This window comes from Streptomyces sp. NBC_01506 (genome assembly GCF_045040295.1).
Classification (GTDB): Bacteria; Actinomycetota; Actinomycetes; order Streptomycetales; family Streptomycetaceae; genus Streptomyces.
This window is the reverse complement of sequence record NZ_CP109422.1, coordinates 7,455,251-7,475,033: the sequence shown is the minus strand read 5'-3', so window position 1 is coordinate 7,475,033 and position 19,783 is coordinate 7,455,251. Positions and strand designations below refer to the sequence as shown.

Sequence of the window (19,783 nt, the reverse complement as noted above, 5' to 3'; positions counted from 1 at the left end):
GACAACCACACTGAATCGACACGGGAGTTGTTCATGATCGCAGTGACGGGTGCGACCGGAAACGTCGGCCGATCGGTCGTACGGGCCCTGGCGGCGGCCGGTGAGCAGGTGACCGCGACGGCCCGGGGAATCTCGGACGCCGACGTGCCGGAGGGCGTCCGGCAGCGGCGGGCGGACCTGATCGATCCCGAGAGCCTTCGGCCCGTTCTCGACGGCGCCGGCGCGCTGTTCCTCCAGAGCGGTGGCGCCGGCGCGCATCTGCTGAGCCCGCGGGACATCCTCGACGTCGCCAAGGCAGGCGGCGTCGCACGGGTCGTCCTGCTGTCCTCCCAAGGAGTCGCGACCCGGCCGCGGTCCGCCTCCCACGGCGTCACCGGACGCGCCATCGAGGACGCCGTCCGGGAGTCCGGCATGGACTGGACGATCCTGCGGCCCGGTGGCTTCGACTCCAACGCCTTCGCCTGGGCCGAGTCGGTCCGCGCCCGGCGCGAGGTCACCGCGCCGTTCGCCGACATCGGCCTGCCGGCCGTCGACCCGGACGACATCGCGGAGGTCGCCGCCACGGCCCTGCGGGAGGACGGCCACGCCGGACAGATCTACGAGCTGACCGGACCCGCCCTCAGCACCCCCCGCGAGCGGGCCGGGTCGATCGCCGACGCGCTCGGCGAACCCGTCCGGTTCATCGAGCAGACACGGGACGAGGCCGCCGCGCAGATGCTGGCGTTCATGCCCGAGCCGGTGGTCGAGACCACGCTGGCCATCGTCGGCGAGCCCACCCCCGCCGAGCGGCGCGTCAGCCCCGACGTCGAGCGGGTCCTCGGCCGCGCGCCGCGCACCTTCGCCGAGTGGGCTCGGCGCAACGTCGCCGCCTTCCGATAGGGCGGCGGCCCCTCACCGCGCCGCCCCCGCCGCCCCCGCCGAGACCCGCCGCACCACGCTGAGCAGGTACTCCTTGCGGTTGAGCGGGTCGTGGTCGGTGCGCGAGCGGGTCGGGGGCGGGTCCTGGACCGGGCGGTGGTGGGCGAACGCCGACTCCAGGACGCCCTCGCCGCTGGTGAGCGTCGGCAGGAGCTGTTCGAGCGCGTGCGTCTCGGCCGCCGGGATCTCGCCCTCCACGACGTACGACGCCCCGCGCGCGGACGGCGTGTGCGGCACCGCGCGCAGCCGGGCCAGGGCCGGCAGGACGGCGCCGAAGGTGTCGGACGGTACGTCGAGCCGGAAGTGGTTCATCGGCTCGCACACGATCGTGCCCGCCCGCTTCAGCGCCTCCATCAGCACCAGCGGGGTCAGCAGCCGGAAGTCGGCGCCCGTGCTCGACATGCTCTTGTCGAACGTGGCGTGGGCATGGCTCTGCCGGGGCGCGTAACCGCTGTGCGTCAGGACGACGACGCAGTCCGGGATCGCCCATCCGTACAGCCCTTCGTGCAGGGTGGCCCGCACCGTGTCCTCGATGGCCTTCATGAACGCGTAGGGCATGGAGCCCAGTTCGACCTCCAGCCGGAAGTCCACGCCGCTGCCCGGCGGGGCCGGTTCGACCCGCAGGCCGACGGTCGCCAGGAACGGATTGGGCTCCTTGCCCATGATCTCGGCGGCACCGCCCGTACCGGCGACCCGTTCGACACAGATCGTCGTCGTCTCGCGGAAGGTGACGTCGACGCCGTACTCGTCGGCGAGTGTCGCCTGGATGACCTCCTTCTGCACCTCTCCGTAGAGCGACACGGAGATCTCCCGCCGGATCTCGTCCTGCCGCAGATTGATCAGCGGGTCCTGCTCGGCGAGTTGGGTGAGCGCGGCGTGCAGGGCGCCCTTTTCGGCGGCGTCACGGGGGACGACGACCGTGGCCAGGGTCGGCGGGGAGAAGTGGTGGCGGGCGGCGGCGCCGGCCGCGTCCGGGTCGCCGATCACGTCCCCGATCCGGACGCCGCCGAGCCCCCAGAGCTTGCCGATCCGGCCCGCGCCGACGCACGCGCGGCGCACGGCCGAACCGTCCTCGAAGACGCTGATCGCGGTGACCTTGCCCTCGGCGTCGGCACCGACCGGCAGCCGGTCGCGCACCCGCAGCGCCCCGGAGAACATCCGCACGTACGCGATCTTCTCGCCGGCCGTGCCGCGCTCGACCTTGAACACGGTGCCCGAGACCGGGCCCCGCTCGTCACCGGCCGTCGCGGGCAGCAGGTCCCTGATGCCGCTGATCAGTTCGGTCACACCGGCGCCGGACATGGCCGAGCCGAAGAAGACCGGGTGGGTGAGCGCCCGGCCGGTCTGCGCGGCCAGTTCCCGGCGGAGCCGGTCGTACGAGACGGGGGCCGCCGCCTCGCCGACGTACGCGGCCAGCAGCGCGTCGTCGTGCTCGGCCAGCCGCTCGGCGAGCGGGCCGGTGGCGGAGAAGGCCGGGTCGGTGGCGCCGTACGGGGTGAACTCGGCGCCGCGCGTGCCCAGTTCGCGTACGGATCCCATCGGGACGGTCGCGGCTGTCAGCTTCTCGGCCAGGTCGCGCAGCAACTCGTCGTGGCGGGCGCCGACCCGGTCGATCTTGTTGACGAAGACGAGCGTGGGGATGCGCAGCCTGCGCAGCGTCCGCATCAGGACGCGCGTCTGCGCCTGGACTCCCTCGACGGCGGAGACGACGAGTACGGCGCCGTCGAGGACGCTCAGCACTCGCTCCACCTCGGCGATGAAGTCCGGGTGTCCGGGGGTGTCGATGAGGTTGACGGTGATGTCGTCGATGGCGAACGACACCACGGCGGACTTGATGGTGATGCCGCGTTGGCGTTCGAGCGCCAGGGAGTCGGTCTGGGTGTTGCCGTCGTCGACGCGGCCGATCTCTTCGATGACTCCGGCGGCGTGCAGCAGCCGCTCGGTCAGGCTGGTCTTACCGGCGTCGACGTGCGCCAGAATGCCGAGGTTGAGCGTGGTCACTAAGCGTCAGGTCCCTTGAGTAGGAGGAGATTCCCTTCTTCTGGATGGACTCTGACGCTCGGCGCATGACGGCTCCTTTAATGCTTGGCTGTTCAGCCGCTCGGCTGACGTCGGGGAGTACAGCAAATCCCGACGCGCCGGGCAACCGATTTACCGGCTCAGCCGGTCCTCGCGCAGGGCGTCCACGAACGCCGCGAAGGCCGCGGGAGCGACGGCAAGGGCCGGGCCGGTGGGGTACTTGCTGTCGCGGACGGGGACGACGCCGCAGGTGGTGACGTGCGCAGGCGCCCACTCGACGCATGAGCCGCCGTCCCCGTTGCTGTAGCTGGACTTGACCCACCGCCGGTCCTCGCGCAGGGCGTCCACGAACGCCGCGAAGGCCGCGGGAGCGACGGCAAGGGTGGGGCCGGCGGGGTACTTGCTGTCGCGGACGGGTACAACGCCGGAGGTGATGACGTGGGCCGGCGCCCACTCGACGCAGTCGCCGCCGTCCCCGTTGCTGGACGTGGACTTGACCCACCGCACGTCGGATACATCCGGGGTAGTTGTCATGTGGGAAGCGCCTCCAAGGCTGTTCTGACTACCGGCTCAGCCGGTCCTCACGCAGAGCGTCCACGAACGCCGCGAAAGCCGCGGGAGCGACGGCAAGGGCAGGACCCGCAGGATTCTTGCTGTCACGGACCGGGACAACGCCGGAGGTGACGACGTGCGCAGGCGCCCACTCGACGCATGCGCCACCGTCCCCATTGCTGTACGTCGACTTGACCCACCGCGCGTCGGACAGATCCAGGGTGGTCGTCATGTGGGAAGCGCCTCCAAGGCTGTTCTGATGAGTGCCGCCGTGTCGCGCGGCGACAGGGCGTAGGCCCTCATCAGATCGTAATCCCGGCGCCTGGCCCTGACCATCTCATGGTCCTCCACCAAGGTGCCGGACGTCAGGCCCTCTTCGTAGAAGACGGCCGACTTGTCGTCCATCGTCATCAGCGTCAACATGCCGCCGTTCAGCAGGGCGTGCTCGCCGTGCGCGAACGGCAGGACCTGGATGGTCGTCGTGGGGGTGTCCACCAGATCGTGCAGACGGCCGAGTTGGGTGCGCATGACGGCCGGGCCGCCGATGGGACGCCGTATGACCGCCTCGTCCAGGATCACCGACAGGTCGGGCCCCGGCTCGGCGGCCAGCAGAGACTGACGGCTCAGCCGGGCCGCCACCTTCTCCTCGATCTCCTCCTTCGTCGCGCGGGGGTTGGTGACGCGAAAGAGCGCACGGGCGTACTCCTCCGTCTGGATCAGCCCTGGCACGACCTGACCCGCGTAGTCGTCGATGATCCTGGCGCGCGCCTCCAGCTCCATCCGGCGCCGGTACCGGTCCGGGTGGATCTCCTTGCGCGCCAGCGCGTACAGCTTCCGGAAGATCCCGCCCGTCCCGAACGCCGCGTCCAGCCGGTCCGGCAGATCGGGCGGCACCATCGTCTCGGCCGTTTCGAAGCGGGCCAGCGCACTCTTCGAGTATCTGACCACCGCCGCCAGGCTTTCCAGACTCATGCCCGCCGACTCGCGGTAGCGCCGCATCTCCGAGCCGAACAGATCACGGGCGGAACGGTCCGGCGACAGTTCGCGCGGTCGTGGTGCCATGGCGCAACCCCATATCCCCGAGGGCTTGTTGGGAAACGAAACGGCTGCCGATCCTATGCGGGATCGGCAGCCGTCGTGACACATACGGTGATATCAGGGTTACGGAAGGTCAGCTCTCCGCGCGGCCGTTCACCCGGCGCGGCAGCCCCGCCGGGTTGTCGTCGCGCAGCTCGGGCGGGAGCAGCGTCGCAGGGGTGGACTGGTAGGTGACGGGGCGCAGCCAGCGCTCGATCGCCGTGGCGCCGACCGACGTCGACGTGGAGGTTGACGCCGGGTAGGGGCCGCCGTGCTGCTGCGCGGGGGCGACGGCGACGCCGGTGGGCCAGCCGTTGACGAGGACGCGGCCCGCGAGCGGTGTCAGTTCGGCGAGCAGTCGCGCGGCGCCGGAGTCGGCGTCCTCGGCCTCGCCTTCGGCGAGGTGCAGCGTGGCGGTGAGATTGCCGGGCAGCCGGGCCAGGACGGCGCCGACCTCGGCGTCGGAGCCGTAGCGGGCGACGACCGTGACGGGTCCGAAGCACTCCTCCAGAAGAAGGTCGTGCGGTCCCTCGGCGGCGAGCCGCCGCGCGGGGACCGTCAGATAGCCCGCGCTGACGGTGTGGTCCCCGCCGGGACCGGGGGTGATCGGGGCTGCCACGTCGGGCAGTTCGGCCCGTTCCCGTACGCCCGCCACGAAAGCGTCGCGCATCCGGTGGTCGAGCATCACACCGGGCTCGGTCTGACTGACGGCCGTCGTCAGCGCCTCGAGCAGGCTGTCGCCCGCCTCGCCGGCCGGGACGAGTACGAAGCCGGGCTTGGTGCAGAACTGGCCCTCACCGAGGGTCATCGAGCCGGCCAGTCCGGCGCCAAGACCCTCGGGGCGTTCCGCCGCCGCGGCCTCGGTGATCACGACGGGGTTGAGCGAGCCGAGTTCGCCGTGGAAGGGGATCGGTGCGGGCCGGGCCGCCGCCGCGTCGAACAGGGCGCGTCCGCCCCGTACGGAACCGGTGAACCCGGCCCCGGCGACCAGTGGATGCTTCACCAGCTCCACACCGGCCTCGAAGCCGTGCACCAGGACGACCACGTCCTCGGGCAGACCGACCCGCTCCGCCGCCCTGCGCAGCGCGGAGGCGCAGATCTCGGAGGTGGCGGGGTGGTCGGGGTGCACCTTGACGACGACGGGGCAGCCCGCGGCGAGCGCGCTGGCCGTGTCACCGCCGGGGACGGAGAAGGCGAAGGGGAAGTTGCTCGCCGAGTAGACGGCGACGACGCCGAGCGGCACCTTCCAGCGCCGCAGGTCGGGCCAGGGCGGGGTGCGGCCGGCGTCGGCGTGGTCGATGCGTACGTCGAGGAAGGCGCCCTCGTCCACGACCTCGGCGAAAGCCCTCAACTGGGCGGTCGTGCGCGCGAGTTCGCCGGTGAGCCGGACCGGTCCCAGCGCGGTCTCGGCGTCCGCCGCCTCAATGACGTACGCGCCGGATTCATCGAGGAGGTCCGCCGCCGTGCGCAGAAGCGCCGCACGCGCGGTACGGTCGGCGAGCGCGGGCCGGGTGGCGTACGCGCGACGTACGTCGCGGTCGACCTCCTCGGCCGTGGCTTCGACCGCGACCTGCTCGCGCGGCTTCCCGGTTCGGGGGTCGACACTCCAGACTGGTGCTGCTGCCACCGCGGCTTCCTTCCGATTCCTGTGCCGTCCGCTGTCATCACCAAGGCGCTGTTCGGTATTCTGAACAAAGTTCCTGATGCTGAATCCAAGGGGACTCTATTTCCGTGCGTTCTGTGTGGTCAAGAGTGGTCAAGATAGGGGCGAGGGACAATGTCGGCTGCGGAAACGGGTGGGGCACAAGTCAAGTCCGCTGTGCGGACGGTGGAATTGCTGGAGTACTTCGCCGGACGTCCGGGCATGCACTCGCTCGCCGCGGTGCAGGAGGCGGTGGGCTACCCCAAGTCCAGTCTGTACATGCTGCTGCGGACCCTGGTCGAGCTGGGCTGGGTGGAGACCGACGCGACGGGCACGCGCTACGGCATCGGCGTACGGGCGCTGCTGGTCGGCACGTCGTACATCGACGGTGACGAGGTGGTGGCCGCCGCCCGCCCCACGCTGGACCGGCTCTCCGACGACACGACGGAGACGATCCACCTGGCGCGGCTCGACGGGACGAACGTCGTCTATCTCGCCACCCGTCAGTCGCAGCACTATCTGCGCCCCTTCACCCGCGTCGGCCGCCGGCTGCCCGCGCACTCCACCTCGCTCGGCAAGGCGCTGCTCGCGACGCACAGCGACGAGCAGGTACGCAAGATGCTCCCCGAGACGATGGCGCCGCTGACCGAGCACACGATCACCGACCGGGAACGGCTCATCGAGGAGCTGAACACGATCCGCGAGCAGGGGTACGCCGTGGACCGTGAGGAGAACACGCTGGGGCTGCGCTGCTTCGGCATCGCGATCCCGTACCGGACTCCGGCGCGCGACGCGATCAGTTGCTCGGTGCCGGTGGCGCGGCTCACCCCCGCGCACGAACAGATGATCAAGGACGCGCTGTTCGACGCCCGCGACCGCCTGACGCTGGCGACGCGCAGGCTCTGACCGCGTAGTCCGGCCGCCGATCCCCCTCCCCCGCGCGGCGGAGGGGGATCGTCATGGCGCAGGAGGTGCGGCGGGCCGCCGGCCGGGAGCGTGGGCGGCATGACGCAGACATCCGCCGCTTCCGCTCCTCCCTCCGCGCCAACTCCCACGCCGCCGCCCGCCGCGCCGCCACCCGGCCGTGGCTCACGAGCGCTGCGCGCCGTCGCGATCGTCTCGTGCCTCCCGTACATCACTCTCAAGATCCTCTGGATCGCCGGCAGCCGGGTCGGCATCCCGGACGGCAGCGCGCTGCTGGACAACCGGGTCGCGACGGCCGTCGCCAACAGCCTGTCCGTCGCCCTCGACGGCGCCGTGGTGGTCCTCGCGCTGCTGCTGACGCAGCCATGGGGGCGACGGGTCCCCGCCTGGCTGCTCGCCCTGCCGATGTGGGCCGCCACGGGGCTGCTCGCGCCGATCATGGCCGGCTATCCGCTCCAACTGGCGGTCACCACCCTCACCGGCTCCGGCACCCGGCCGCCTGCGGCCGACGAACCGTTCCTCCACGAGTGGGTCTTCGGCGTCGTCTATGGCGGATTCATCGTCCAGGGCCTCGCCCTGGGCGCGCTGTTCGTGCGGTACGCGCACCGGCGATGGGGGCATCTGTGGCAGGGCCCGCTCGGCGGGGACACCGCGACGGCCGGGACAGCCGGTTCGAGGCCCGCGTACGCCGGGCGCGTGGGGTCGGCACGGGCGACGGCCGTGGCCGGTTCGCTCCTCGCCGTCTTCCCCGCTGTGATGCATCTTCTCTGGGCCTGCGGATCGACCACCGGCCTCAGCGCGGACCGGCTCGCCGACCGTACGAGGGACTTCTACGTCCTGGAGGGCGTCAGCACCGGCTTCGCGGTCGTCGCCGTGGCGGCCACGCTGATGCTCGCGTTCCGCCGGGGCGGCAGGCTGCCCGTGAAGGTCGCCACGGCCGGCGCCTGGGTCGGGTCGGGTGCGGTCGGCTGCTGGGGCGGTTGGCTGCTGCTGGCGTCGCTCATGCCGGACGACGGGACGCGGCCGCATACGTCCACGATGGTGCTGACCTACGCTGTGTCGATGGTCGCCGGGTTGCTGCTGCTCAGTGCTGTCGTGTCCGTCCTGCGGCGCCGCGCCGCATGACAGTCGCGCTCCGGCGGTCGGCCGCCGCTGTTCTGCGCCCGCTCGTCGGCGGACGGGCGCGGCTGCGCTGGGCCCATCTGATCCTCGGCGGCGCGCTGTTGATGCCGTACTGGCTGCTGGGCACCGTGGTCGTGGGCCCGCTCGTCGACACCGAGACCATGTTCTCCGGCTCCCTCGCGCTCCAGTTCGGCGCGTACGCCGTCGCCCTGCCGATCGCCGCCGTGAGCGCGCTGTTCCCCGTCGTACGACCGCTGTCGGTGGCAGCGGCGCGCGCACTGTGCGGGATTCGGGCGGGCGCCCTGGCGGACGGTCCGGCCCGCTCGCACGCGGCCAGGGTGCGTACGGCGGGGTGGTTCACGCTGCATGTCGGTCTCGGCGGAATCATCAGCGGCATGTCGCTGGCGCTGCCGCCCTTCGCGGTGGCGCTGATGACACTGCCGCTGTGGTCGGCGCCGCGGGATTCGCGGCTCGGGCCGCTGGGATTCCTGGACCATGACTGGGCATTGGCTCTCGCGCCGCTCGCCGGGATCCTGTCGCTCGTGGCGCTCGCCGCCTGTGCGGCGGTCGCGAGCGCGCTGCTGGCCCGTCTGGCGCCCGTGCTGCTCGGTCCCACGCCGGCGGACAAGCTGGCCGCCGCCGAACGCCGCGCGGCGGATCTCGCCGTACGCAACAGGCTCGCCCGCGAGTTGCACGACTCGGTCGGCCACGCGCTGAGCGCGGTGACCCTCCAGGCGGGCGCGGCGCGGCGGGTCCTGGACAGCGACGCGCCGAAGGACATGGAGTTCGTACGGGAGGCGCTGGCCGCGATCGAGGAGACGACCCGGCGCACGGTGGGCGAACTGGACTCCGTGCTGGGCCTGTTGCGCCAGGGCGACGAGCGGGACGCGGACGGCGGGGGCGGGGGTGCCCCCTGCGGGCCGACGCTCGACGCGCTGGACGGGCTGCTGGCCCGCTGCGGCGTGCGCGTCGCGCCGACCGTCGATGGGGAGGTGGCGACGGTTCCGGAGCCGGTGTCGCGCGAGGCGTACCGCATCGTCCAGGAAGGTCTGAGCAACGCCCTGCGGCACGGCGGGGCGGCGCCCGTCGCCCTCCATGTCGCCCTGAGAGACGAGATGTTGGAGATCACGATGGAGAATCCGCTGCCAGGCGCCGGACCCGGCACGGCGCCGGCCGCCGATCCGGTCGTACGGCCCGGAGGCGGGCGCGGGCTGCGCGGCGTCGCCGAGCGGGCCACGCTGCTCGGCGGGCACGCCGAGGCGGGACCGGCCGGGCCGCTGTGGCGGCTGACCGTCAGCCTCCCGCTGCCCTCCCAAAGAGGAGGCGCCCGATGGACCCGGCGATGAACGCCGTCACCGTGGTGAACGACATCACCGTGGTGATCGCCGACGACGAGCGGATGGTCCGTACGGCGCTGCGCGTCATCCTGGAGGCCGAGCCGGACATGACGGTCGTCGGCGAGGCGTCGACCGGCGCGGAGGCGGTGTCCGTGGTGCGCGCGCGGCGCCCCGACATCGTGCTGATGGATGTGCGGATGCCGGAGATCGACGGCATCCGCGCGACCGAACAGATCCTCGGCTCCCCGGGCCCGGGGCCCGTCCCGCGCGTCGTCGTGGTGACGACCTTCGAGAACGACAGCTACGTGTACGACGCGCTGCGCGCCGGCGCCTCCGGGTTCCTGCTGAAGCGGGTGGCGGCGGAGGACCTGGTCCGGGCGGTGCGGCTGGTGGCGCGGAGCGATTCGCTGCTGTACCCGGCCGCGGTGCGGGGTCTCGCGGCGGAGTACACCCGCCGACATCCCCCGGCGCCGCGCTGGGCGAGCCGGCTCACCGAGCGCGAGGCGGACGTCCTGCGGCTGATGGCGACGGGTCTGACGAACGCGGAGATCGCGGGACGGCTCGGCGTCGGTCCCGCGACGGCGAAGTCGCATGTGGCGGCGGTGCTCGCGAAGACCGGTGCCAGGGACCGTACACAGGCGGTGATCGCGGCGTACGAGTCGGGGTTCATCAGCCCGCGATGACACCCGCCGTATCCAGGCCGTGTCCGGTATGAAGAGTTTCTGAGAAGAGGGGCGCGGCGGAACACCCGGTCCGGCCCCGTTCGTCCCCTGTGTGGGATGAACAAGACAATCAGGCGCACCGCCGTCGTCTGTCTGCTCATGGTGCTCGCCCTGCTGGTGCGGGTCACCTGGGTGCAGGCGTACCAGGGCAAGGCCCTCGCGGACAACGAACGCAACCGACGCACGCTCATCGACCAGTACGCCAACCCGATGGGCGACATCGTCGTGGCCGGTTCCCCCGTCACGGGCTCCGCCAGGACGCCCGCCAGCGACGACCTGAAGTACAAGCGGACGTATACGGAAGGCGAGCTGTACGCGGCGGTCACGGGCTACAGCTCGCAGGCGTACCGCTCCACGCAGCTCGAGGGCATCTACGCGGACGTCCTCGACGGCACGGACCCCCGGCTGAAGAACCCGCTGGACGCGCTCACCGGCGAGCACGCCGCGCCGGGCAGTGTCCTGACGACGATCGATCCGGCGGTGCAGAAGGCCGGCTTCGACGCGCTGGGCGACAAGAAGGGCGCGGCCGTCGCGATCGACCCGGCGACGGGCCAGATCCTCGGGATGGTCAGCACCCCGTCGTACGACCCGGCGACGATCAGCGGGACGACGGACGGCGACGCCTGGACCCGGCTGAACGACGACGCGGACAAACCGATGGTCAACCGGGCGCTGCGGCAACCCCTGCCGCCCGGTTCGACGTTCAAGCTGGTGGTGGCCGCGGCGGCGCTGGAGGACGGGCTGTACGGCTCGGTGGACACCCGGACCCAGAGCCCGGACCCGTTCACGCTGCCCAACACGAGCACCGTCCTTCAGAACGAGAACGCGTCGGCGCCCTGCGAGGACGCGACGATCCGCACGGCGCTCCAGTACTCGTGCAACAACGTGTTCGCCAAGATGGCCGCCGACCTCGGCCAGGACAAGGTGAGCGCGATGGCGTCGAAGCTCGGCTTCAACGACAGCGAGCAGGACGTGCCGGTGCGGGCGGCCGAGAGTGTCTATCCCTCCGGGATGGACGACGCGCAGACGGCGCTGACGGGCATCGGCCAGTTCGAGGTCACCGCCACGCCGCTCCAGATGGCGATGGTGTCGTCGGCGCTCGCCAACGACGGCGTCCTCGAATCGCCGCACATGGTGTCCAAGGTCGTGGACGCGAACGGCGACACGCTCACCTCTTACGAGGACGAGTCGTCGCGCCGGATCGTCTCGTCGTCCACGGCGGAGCAGTTGCGCAGCGCGATGGTGACGGTGGTCGACAAGGGCACTGGCTCGAACGCCCGCATCGACGGTGCCGAGGTCGGCGGCAAGACGGGCACGGCGCAGCACGGCGTGGACAACAGCCAGACGCCGTACGCCTGGTTCACCTCGTACGCGAAGGACTCGTCCACGGGCAAGGAGGTGGCGGTGGCCGTCCTGGTGGAGGACTCGGGCGCCGCGCGCTCGGAGGTCAGCGGCAACGGCCTGGCGGCGCCGATCGCCAAGAAGATGATGGAGGCGGCGCTGGCCTGACCCGGTCCGCGGCGAGGGCAGACACCCCTGTGGCCCCTGGGGCGCACATGCCAGGATGTGCGGATGGGGATGGGGAAGAACTGGGCGATAGGCACCGTCCTTCGGGACCGGAACGCCGGGCTGTATCTCTCCGGTGTGGTCGTGTCCGGTTTCGGCACCTCGGCCATGTGGCTCGTCGGCGGGATCTGGGTCAAGTCGCTCACCGGGTCGGACAGTCTGGCGGCTCTGACGGTCTTCGCCATGTGGGCGCCGACGCTGGTGGGGCCGGTGCTGGGGGCGATAGCCGACCGGTGGCGGCGCAGGCCGCTGCTGGTGTTCTGCAATCTGGTCATGGCCGCGCTGCTGCCGCTGCTGCTCGTGGTCGACTCGGCGAACCGGATCTGGATCCTGTTCGCCGTGCTGTTCGTGTACGGCATCAGCGGTGTCGTACAGGACGCCGCCGAGGCCGCCCTGGTCGCCACGGCGATCGACAAACGGCTGCTCGGTGACTTCAACGGGCTGCGGATGACGGCCAACGAGGGCATGAAGCTCCTGGCGCCGCTCGCGGGCGCCGGGCTGTACGCGGCGTACGGCGGCGGCACGGTGGCCCTGCTGGACACCGCGACGTTCGTACTGGCGGCCGGCCTCTTCGCGCTGATGCGGGTACGGGAGGACAAGCCCGTGCCGGACCGCACGGGCAGTTGGCTGTCCCGTACGGCGCAGGGCGCCCGGGTGCTGCGGGACTCGCCGGTCCTGCGTCCGCTCGTCCTGGCGGGGTCGCTCACGATGCTGCTCGCGGGGCTCAACGGCGCCGCGATCTACGCGGTGGTCGACAAGGGCCTCGGGCACGCTCCTACGTACGTAGGTCTGCTCTACGCGCTCCAGGGCGCCGGGTCGGTCGGTGTCGGGCTGCTGGCGGGCCCGCTGATGCGCAGGATGCCGGAGCGGGTGTTCGCGGCCGGTGGTATCGCGCTGTTCGCCGCCGCCGTGGGGCTGCGGGCGCTGCCGTACGACGCCGTGGTGCTGGCGAGTTCGGTGGCGGTCGGGATCGGTCTGCCGTGCGTGCTGATCGTGGCGCTGACGGCGGTGCAGCGCGAGACGCCGGACGCCGTGCTGGGGCGGACGGCCGCCACCGCCAACACCCTGATCTACGTGCCGAACGCGGTGTCCCTCGCGCTCGGCGCGGGACTGATCGCGTTCGTCGACATCACGGTGCTGCTCCCGCTCACCGCGGTGCTCGGCCTGCTGACGGCGGCCGGTCTCGCCTTCTACGGAGGACTGCCTGGGGTGAGGTCAGCGCAGGCGTGAGAGCCCGGCGGCGACGGCGGTCAGATCCGCGTCGGACGCCAGGCCCGCGTGGTACAGCCGCAGTTCACTCGCGCCGAGCGAGCGCGCGTGCGCCGCGTCGTCGGCGAGGGTGTCCGGGCTGCCGCCCATGCCTGCGACGACCGTGAAGTTCGCGGCCAGCACGGTGGATTCGCGGCGGTGCGCGGCGAACGGTGTGAGCATCGCCTGAGCCGCGCCGCCGGTGCACGGCAGGACGACCCCGTCGGCGGTGTCCAGGATGTGCGCGGGGTCGACCCCGGCGTTGGCCCCGGTGCGGTGGGCGTGGGGGTCGGCGTGGAGCAGCACCTGGAAGCCGGGTCCCGCCTGTGCCCGTACGGCGGCGACGGTGGCGTCCTGGAGCGTACGGGCCGTCCGCAGGCGCCAGTCGAGGGTGACGGCCGTGAGATCGGCGCCCAGCAGCTTCTCGACGGCCGCCAGGCCGGAGAGTCCGCCGGGGCCACGGGCGCCGCTCCAGACGGGCTCCAGGGCGCGTCTGACGGCGGTGCTCAGCTCGTCGGCGGCCAGGCCCAGCGACTGGTATCCGGCGCGGCACACGGAGCAGAAGCAGAGCGACATCAAGTACTGCGCGGCCTCGTCGAGCGGGACGCCGCCGGTCTTGTCGTGGGCGTGCAGGTGCCCGAGCCCGTACCAGCCGAGGGATTCCAGTTCGGTGCCGCCCGCGCCGGGCCGTACGGCTGCCTCCGCCGCGAGCGACATGACATAGGCACGGACGGCGGGTCGGGCGACGCACGGGGCCCAGGGGTAGCGGTCGCCGTAGGCGTTCACCACGTTGCTGCCCGGATTCTCCTCGCCCAGGCGGGAGTTGTGCGCGAGGACGACCCAGGTGTGCACGTCGAGTCCGGCGTCGGCGAGCGCGGCGGCGGCCTCGCCGTAGGCGTCGCCGGGCGCCCAGTCGCCCGCGGCGTACGGGCGCAGCTCGGCGTCCGCCCAGCGCTCCTCGTCCGGCGGGTAGAGCACGGCGGCGTGTTCGGCCGTGACGACGCGGTGGCGCGGGTGGCGCGGGGTGAGGGCGCGCGTGGAGTGGTAGGCGGAGGCGAGGGTGACCTGGCGGACGCCGAGGTCCACGACGCGGGCGGGCGCGTCGCGGTCGCCCACGACGTCCCACGGGTACAGGAAGGCGGAGGTCTTCACGCGCGCTCCCCCGGCTCCGCGCCGCCGCCACTGTCGCTGTCGCTGTCGGGGTCACCCACGAGCGCGTAACCGCGTTCGATGATCTCGGTGAGTTCCTTGATGTGCGCGGGCGACGGCTCGCTCAGTGGTGTGCGTACCTCGCCGACGTCGTAACCGCGCAGTCTGACGCCCGCCTTGACGAGCGAGACGGCGTATCCGCGCCCTTTGGCGCGCAGTTCGACCAGTGGCCGGTAGAAGCCGTCGATGAGTCTGTTCACGGTTGTGTCGTCGCCGGAGGTGAGGGCGCGGTGGAAGGCGAGGGCGATCTCGGGCGCGAAGGCGAACACGGCGGAGGAGTAGAGGGTGATGCCGATGCCCCGGTAGGCGAGGCCGGTGAGTTCGGCGGTGGGCAGGCCGTTGAAGTAGAGGAAGTCGCGGCCGGGTTCCTCGGTACGTACGGCGCTGAGGACGCGCTGCATCAGGTCGAGGTCGCCGTGCCCGTCCTTGAGGCCGATGATGCCGTCGACCCTGGAGAGCCGGACGACGGTCTCGGGGGTGAACAGGGCGTTGTCGCGCTGGTAGACGATGGTCTCGAGGCGGGTCGCTGCGGCCAGCGCCGAGTAGTGGCGCAGCAGGCCCTCCTGGTCGGCGACGACCAGGTAGGGCGGCATCGCGAGCAGTCCGTCGGCGCCGGCCCTCTCGGCGATCTCCGCGTATCTGACGGCTATCGCCGTGCCGTAGCCGGCTGCGGCCACGACGGGGACCGCTCCGGCGGTCTCCTCGACGGCCGCCCGGACGCAGTCCCCGAACTCCTCCGGAGTGAGGGCGTGGAACTCGCCGGTGCCGCAGCAGGCGAAGACCGCGGCGGCTCCCGCGTCGACGCCGCTTCTGATGTGCGCGCGGAACGCGTCGAGATCGAGGGCACCGTCCGGACCGTACGCGGTGACGGGGAAGAACAGCGGCCCGGCGACGCGGTCGAGGCGGGCGGCGAGCGGGGCTGGGGTCACTGGCGCTCCCTGGGCCGTGCGGCGAGCACTCACGCTCGTGCACAATTCTGATCGGCGTCCACGTTTCTGAACAGCGCCACGCTAGGGCAGCCGCCGGGCGCCGGTCAAGACGGAAACCCGCAACCCAGGAGCGGATCGGCCACCTCCGCGCGACACTTGACGGTGACCGTAAGGCTCCTTAGCGTGTCCATGGATGTGAATTCTATCCATGAGTCTGAGTCCGGCTGAGTTCATCCGAGGAGATCGCACCCATGTCCCGACCGCGAACCGTCCTGCTCACCGGCGCGGCAGGCGGCCTCGGCACCCTGATGCGCGGCCTGCTGCCCGCGTACGGGTACGAACTGCGGCTGTTCGACGCCACTCCCATAGAGGGCGTGCCGGACGCGATCACGGCCGACCTGGGCGACAAGCACGCCCTGCGCGAAGCCGTCCAGGGCGTCGACGCGATCATCCATCTCGCCGGCATCTCGCTGGAGGCGTCGTTCGACAAGATCCTGCGGGCCAACATCGAGGGGACGTACAACCTCTACGAGGCGGCGCGCGAGGCGGGCACCGCGCGGATCGTCTTCGCGTCCAGCAACCACGCCGTGGGGTTCACACCACGGCCGCGCGGCACCTACCCGCTCGACTCGCAGGCACTGATCCCGATCGACACCCCGCGCCGCCCCGACACGTTCTACGGCCTCTCCAAGTGCTTCGGCGAGGATCTGGCGCAGCTCTACTGGGACTTGCACGGGCTTCAGACCGTCTCCGTACGGATCGGGTCCTGCTTCATGGAGCCGACCTCCGTACGGATGCTGTCGGTCTGGATGAGCCCCGGCGACGGCGCGCGCCTGTTCCACGCCGCGCTCACGGCCGAGGACGTCGGGCACTGCGTCGTCTACGGCTCGTCCGCCAACACCCGCCTGTGGTGGGACCTTTCGTCAGCGCGGGCGCTCGGGTACGAACCCCAGGACGACTCCGAGCAGTACGCGGACAGACTCGTCGCCGAACAGGGCGAACTGGACCCGGTGAACCCCGACCACGCCAACCTGGGCGGCCACTTCTGCACACACCCGCCCCAGTGGCCGTACTGATCCGCCCGCCGGACCGAGAGCCCACCGGGCCACCCCGCCGACCCCACCCCGCTGACCCGTCCGGGCGAGGGTCGCGAAAGTAAGGGAACGGCAAAGAGGAGTCGTTCGTTACGTGGGGCATGACAGCTATGACCCCCGGCTCGAACATCCCTCTCTCCGCCACCCGCGTGGCGGTGGACGTCGCCGCCCCGGTGCGGCTCGACGTATCGGGCCTGCTGCTCACCGCCGACGGCAAGGTGCGCTCCGACGACGACTTCATCTTCTACAACCAGCCGACGGGCCCCGGTGTGACCTACCGGTCCGGCGGCGGTACGGCTCCGGACGCGATCGTGGTGGACACGTCCGCCGTACCCGCCGGTATCGAGAAGATCGTCGTCACGGCCAGCCCGGACGCGGCGGGACAGAGCTTCCAGGGCATCGAGCCCACAGCGACCATCCGCAACGCCGACGACGGCAGCGCGCTCGCCACCTTCACCCCGCCGAATCTGGGTGCGGAGACCGCCCTGGTGGTCGTGGAGGTCTATCTGCGCAACGGCGCCTGGAAGGTCCGCGCGGTCGGCCAGGGGTACGCGAACGGGCTGTCGGGCATCGCCACCGACTTCGGCGTCTCCGTCGAGGAGCCCGCCGCGCCCGCCGCCGCCCCGCAGGCACCGCAGGCCCCCGTGGCCCCGATGGCACCGGGACCGCCCTCGGCGCCCGTCCCGCCGCCCGCGATGGCCGACCCCCGGATCGCGTCCGCCCCCGTCGCTCCCGCGCCCCCCGTCCCGCCGGCGCCCCCGAGCCCCCCGCAGGCCACCGGGAAGATCAACCTGGACAAGGGCCGCGTCAATCTCCAGAAGAACCAGACGGTGTCACTCGTCAAGGGCGGCGCCCCGCTGCTGACCCAGGTCAAGATGGGCCTCGGCTGGGAGCCCGCCTTCCGCGGCAAGGACATCGACCTCGACGCCTCCGTGATCGCCTACGGACCGAACCGCAACCACCTGGATAGCTGCTACTTCGGCAAGCTGACCATCCTGGGCGGCTCGGTCAAGCACTCCGGCGACAACCTCACCGGTGAGGGCGCCGGGGACGACGAGACGATCGTGGTCGACCTCGGCCGGCTGCCGGCCGAGGCCACGGGCCTGGTCTTCACCGTCAACTCGTTCACCGGCCAGAAGTTCAACGAGGTCGCCAAGGCCTACTGCCGGCTGCTCGACGCGCGGACCGGCGAAGAGTTGGTCCGCTTCGACCTGACCGGCGCCGAGCCGCAGACCGGCGTGATCATGGCCAAGTTGATCAAGCAGTTCACCGGCGAGTGGGAGATGACGGCCGTCGGCGAGTTCGTGAAGTCCCGCACGGTCCGCGGCATGGTCAAGCCCGCGGCCAAGTCCCTCTGAGTACGGCTCCGGACCCGCCTCGCGGTCCGGACATGCCTTTACGGGCCGCCGCGGTCACGGGGATCGCGGCGGCCCGGGGGCCTGGGTCTTCAGAGCTTGGTCAGTTTGGAGAAGGGGCTCAGGATCCGACCCTGGCGGCCCGAGAAATCGATGAGCACGGCGTTCTCGCCCTCGACTCCGATGACTCTGCCCAACCCGAACTGATCATGGGAGACACGGTCTCCCACGTCGAAGTGCTCGGGCGGAGGTGAGGCCGGGCCTTGGCGGTTGAAGGGACTGGACGGCAGGTGGCGCCGGGAACCGGCTGACTTTGTCATTACCTGGAGTATGCGCCCAACGGCCCCCGACGCGCCATGCCCGACCGCCGACGGGCCGCGGGATCACTCGTTCCCCGGCGACCCCACGACCCTCATCGGAACCCCGCCGCGGCGCTCAGACCTCCCACGGCCAGTGAGCGTCCCGACCCGCCTCCAGCAGCGGAACCACCCGGAACGCGGCATCGGTGAGACCACCGAACGTGTGCCGGTACGGCGTCCCCGACGGACCCTGCCCGGCCCGGTATCCGGCCAGATTCCAGGTGTAGACGGGAACACGGTCCGGAACGTGCTGGGTCGGGTCGCCGTAGTGGCTGTACGACGCCTGCTCGTCCGTGACGATCAGCACCCGGTCATGGCCCCGGTAGTGCTCCCGTACCGCCCGCGTCGTGTCCGTACCCCCCAGGTCGCCGAAGCGCTCCAGGGTCTTCAGCACGGACTCGCCCGCGCGGTACTTGACCTTGGCACTGGTCGAACCGAACTGGACCAGGTCCGCGCCGGCCGCCCGCATCGCCACCGCCGTCCCGAAGATCGCCGCGGCGTCCGCCCGGTCGAGCTGGGAGCGGTCCGACAGCGGCGACCACATCGAGCCGGAGCGGTCGACCAGGATCAGCGTCCGGCCCGGCAGTGCGGGCACATTGGCCAGCGAGTGGCCGAGCGCCCGCTCCAGCGGGTAGGACCAGCGCAACGACGGCGCGTGCTGGTACGCCGCGAGATAGCGGAACGGGAACTGCCGCGACCGGGCGACCACCGCCGGATCCGACAATTCGGCGGCGACCCGGGCGGCGACCTCGTCGCTCACCCCCGCCTCGTCGAAGTTCCGCAGATTACGCAGCAGCGCCATCGGTCCCATGGACGGGATGACGGCCTCCCACGCCGCCGCGTCCATCGGACCCTGGAGCCAGCCCGCCAGCATCTCCCAGGTCATGCCCGCCCGTGCCAGCCGCTCGGCGCCGTCCGCGGCGGTGATCGCCGCGCGCCGCTCGGCGACGGGCAGCGCCATCAGCTCACGGTGCGCGGTCAGGGTGTGGTTCGACTCGGGCGCGACGGCGGTGTCCGGGTGGTGCCGGCGGTCCAGCGCGTAACGGAACAGCTCGCCCTGCCACGCCTTCGCCGGGTCGGGCGAGGCGTGCACGAGATTGAGGATGTCCCCGAAGCGATAACCCTTCGACGCCGTGTCGTACTTCAACAGCGACTTTCCGCTGTAAAGCCGCTGAACGGCGTCGGCCGTGCCCCGCTTGACGGGCTTGGGAATCCGGCGTCCGTAACGGGACGTCCAGTAACCGAGCATTTCACCGGGCTCGTCGGCACGCAGCAGTACGGAATCGATGACCCGGCGGTTCGACGGGCCGGTGCCGGCGCCCGGTTCGAGGCGCGCCTTCACATATTCGGCGGCGCCGACAATGGCGGCGGTCCGCATGTTCCCGTCGCGGCGCAGCCAGGCCAGCAGGCCCGCCGTCCACCGGGGGTCCTCGACGGCCAGCTCGCGCACGAGGGTGGCGAAGCGGTTGTCGCGGTCGTCCCCGGACTCGTAAAATGTCTGCTGGGAAACGAAGTTGGCGACGGCGAGCAGGAACAGCTCGGACTTGGCGTCGCGCAGATGTCCGGTGCCGCCCTGGTGCGTCCCGGCGGTACGGCCGGTCGACCGTACGGGCGACGTACCGGGAACCGCCGAAAGACGCTTGTTGAAACGTGCCATGGGAATTCCCCCGAATTCGATGAAAAGTCCAGAGATCAAGGCCGGCGGAACCG

General features: G+C 71.5%; 18 protein-coding genes. 9 read left to right on the top strand and 9 right to left on the bottom strand.

All coding sequences use genetic code 11. From position 1 onward, the window contains the following. The first annotated feature begins 33 nt into the window (after positions 1-33). A complete protein-coding gene (locus OG329_RS33470) occupies positions 34-879 on the top strand; it encodes an NAD(P)H-binding protein (protein ID WP_405800207.1) in 846 nt (281 codons plus the stop codon). A gap of 12 nt (positions 880-891) precedes the next feature. Here the strand turns inward: OG329_RS33470 and OG329_RS33465 are convergent, their stop codons facing one another. The 5 genes from OG329_RS33465 to OG329_RS33445 form a co-directional block, all read right to left on the bottom strand. Continuing rightward, positions 892-2,919: a GTP-binding protein gene (locus OG329_RS33465; protein WP_405800206.1), complete on the bottom strand. Its 2,028-nt coding sequence runs from the start codon at positions 2,917-2,919 to the stop codon at positions 892-894. Between the two features lie 150 nt (positions 2,920-3,069). Next, a complete protein-coding gene (locus tag OG329_RS33460) occupies positions 3,070-3,471 on the bottom strand; it encodes a DUF397 domain-containing protein (protein ID WP_405800204.1) in 402 nt (133 codons plus the stop codon). A gap of 28 nt (positions 3,472-3,499) precedes the next feature. Then, positions 3,500-3,721 (bottom strand): DUF397 domain-containing protein, encoded by a 222-nt coding sequence (locus OG329_RS33455; RefSeq protein WP_405800203.1) that lies wholly within the window; start codon positions 3,719-3,721, stop codon positions 3,500-3,502. Further along, complete coding sequence (locus OG329_RS33450) at positions 3,718-4,551, bottom strand: Scr1 family TA system antitoxin-like transcriptional regulator (protein WP_405800201.1); 834 nt, start codon at positions 4,549-4,551, stop codon at positions 3,718-3,720. Before OG329_RS33450 ends, OG329_RS33455 begins: the two co-directional genes overlap by 4 nt. Positions 4,552-4,660: 109 nt before the next feature. After that, positions 4,661-6,193, bottom strand: coding sequence for an aldehyde dehydrogenase (NADP(+)) (locus OG329_RS33445; RefSeq protein ID WP_405800199.1), 1,533 nt, complete (start codon positions 6,191-6,193; stop codon positions 4,661-4,663). A 150-nt stretch (positions 6,194-6,343) separates the two neighbouring features. Between OG329_RS33445 and OG329_RS33440 the strand changes: the two genes are divergently transcribed. The 6 genes from OG329_RS33440 (at position 6,344) to OG329_RS33415 (ending at position 13,109) form a co-directional block, all read left to right on the top strand. After that, positions 6,344-7,114, top strand: a complete 771-nt coding sequence (locus OG329_RS33440; protein ID WP_405800197.1) for an IclR family transcriptional regulator — start codon at positions 6,344-6,346, stop codon at positions 7,112-7,114. A 99-nt stretch (positions 7,115-7,213) separates the two neighbouring features. Then, positions 7,214-8,257, top strand: coding sequence for a hypothetical protein (locus OG329_RS33435; RefSeq protein WP_405800195.1), 1,044 nt, complete (start codon positions 7,214-7,216; stop codon positions 8,255-8,257). After that, the gene (locus OG329_RS33430) at positions 8,254-9,600 is read left to right on the top strand and encodes a sensor histidine kinase (RefSeq protein WP_405800193.1); all 1,347 of its coding nucleotides are present in this window, start codon (positions 8,254-8,256) and stop codon (positions 9,598-9,600) included. The genes OG329_RS33435 and OG329_RS33430 overlap by 4 nt, the downstream gene beginning before the upstream one ends. Next, positions 9,585-10,274, top strand: a complete 690-nt coding sequence (locus OG329_RS33425) for a response regulator (RefSeq protein WP_405800192.1) — start codon at positions 9,585-9,587, stop codon at positions 10,272-10,274. The genes OG329_RS33430 and OG329_RS33425 overlap by 16 nt, the downstream gene beginning before the upstream one ends. A gap of 96 nt (positions 10,275-10,370) precedes the next feature. Then, on the top strand, positions 10,371-11,822 hold the full coding sequence (locus tag OG329_RS33420; RefSeq protein ID WP_405800191.1) for a peptidoglycan D,D-transpeptidase FtsI family protein: 1,452 nt from the start codon (positions 10,371-10,373) through the stop codon (positions 11,820-11,822). A 69-nt stretch (positions 11,823-11,891) separates the two neighbouring features. Continuing rightward, on the top strand, positions 11,892-13,109 hold the full coding sequence (locus OG329_RS33415) for an MFS transporter (protein WP_405802159.1): 1,218 nt from the start codon (positions 11,892-11,894) through the stop codon (positions 13,107-13,109). Here the strand turns inward: OG329_RS33415 and OG329_RS33410 are convergent. Together OG329_RS33410 and OG329_RS33405 are read right to left on the bottom strand one after the other, a co-directional pair. Beyond that, entirely contained in the window at positions 13,095-14,279 is a 1,185-nt protein-coding gene (locus tag OG329_RS33410; protein ID WP_405800190.1) for a hypothetical protein, read from the bottom strand. The genes OG329_RS33415 and OG329_RS33410 overlap by 15 nt on opposite strands. Next, entirely contained in the window at positions 14,276-15,265 is a 990-nt protein-coding gene (locus OG329_RS33405) for a 5-dehydro-4-deoxyglucarate dehydratase (RefSeq protein WP_405800189.1), read from the bottom strand. Before OG329_RS33405 ends, OG329_RS33410 begins: the two co-directional genes overlap by 4 nt. Before the next feature lie 251 nt (positions 15,266-15,516). On the opposite strand from OG329_RS33405, the gene OG329_RS33400 reads away from it, so the two are divergent. Next, on the top strand, positions 15,517-16,341 hold the full coding sequence (locus tag OG329_RS33400; protein ID WP_405800187.1) for an NAD-dependent epimerase/dehydratase family protein: 825 nt from the start codon (positions 15,517-15,519) through the stop codon (positions 16,339-16,341). A 119-nt stretch (positions 16,342-16,460) separates the two neighbouring features. Further along, positions 16,461-17,717 (top strand): TerD family protein, encoded by a 1,257-nt coding sequence (locus tag OG329_RS33395; protein WP_405800185.1) that lies wholly within the window; start codon positions 16,461-16,463, stop codon positions 17,715-17,717. Positions 17,718-17,806: 89 nt separating this feature from the next. Here OG329_RS33395 and OG329_RS33390 read toward each other — a convergent pair whose 3' ends face one another. Both OG329_RS33390 and OG329_RS33385 read right to left on the bottom strand, forming a co-directional pair. Continuing rightward, a complete protein-coding gene (locus OG329_RS33390) occupies positions 17,807-18,034 on the bottom strand; it encodes a hypothetical protein (protein ID WP_037784015.1) in 228 nt (75 codons plus the stop codon). 115 nt (positions 18,035-18,149) lie between these two features. After that, positions 18,150-19,730 carry a TROVE domain-containing protein gene (locus OG329_RS33385; RefSeq protein WP_405800183.1) on the bottom strand — a complete coding sequence of 527 codons (1,581 nt, stop codon included), beginning with the start codon at positions 19,728-19,730 and terminating at the stop codon, positions 18,150-18,152. Positions 19,731-19,783 lie beyond the last annotated feature (53 nt).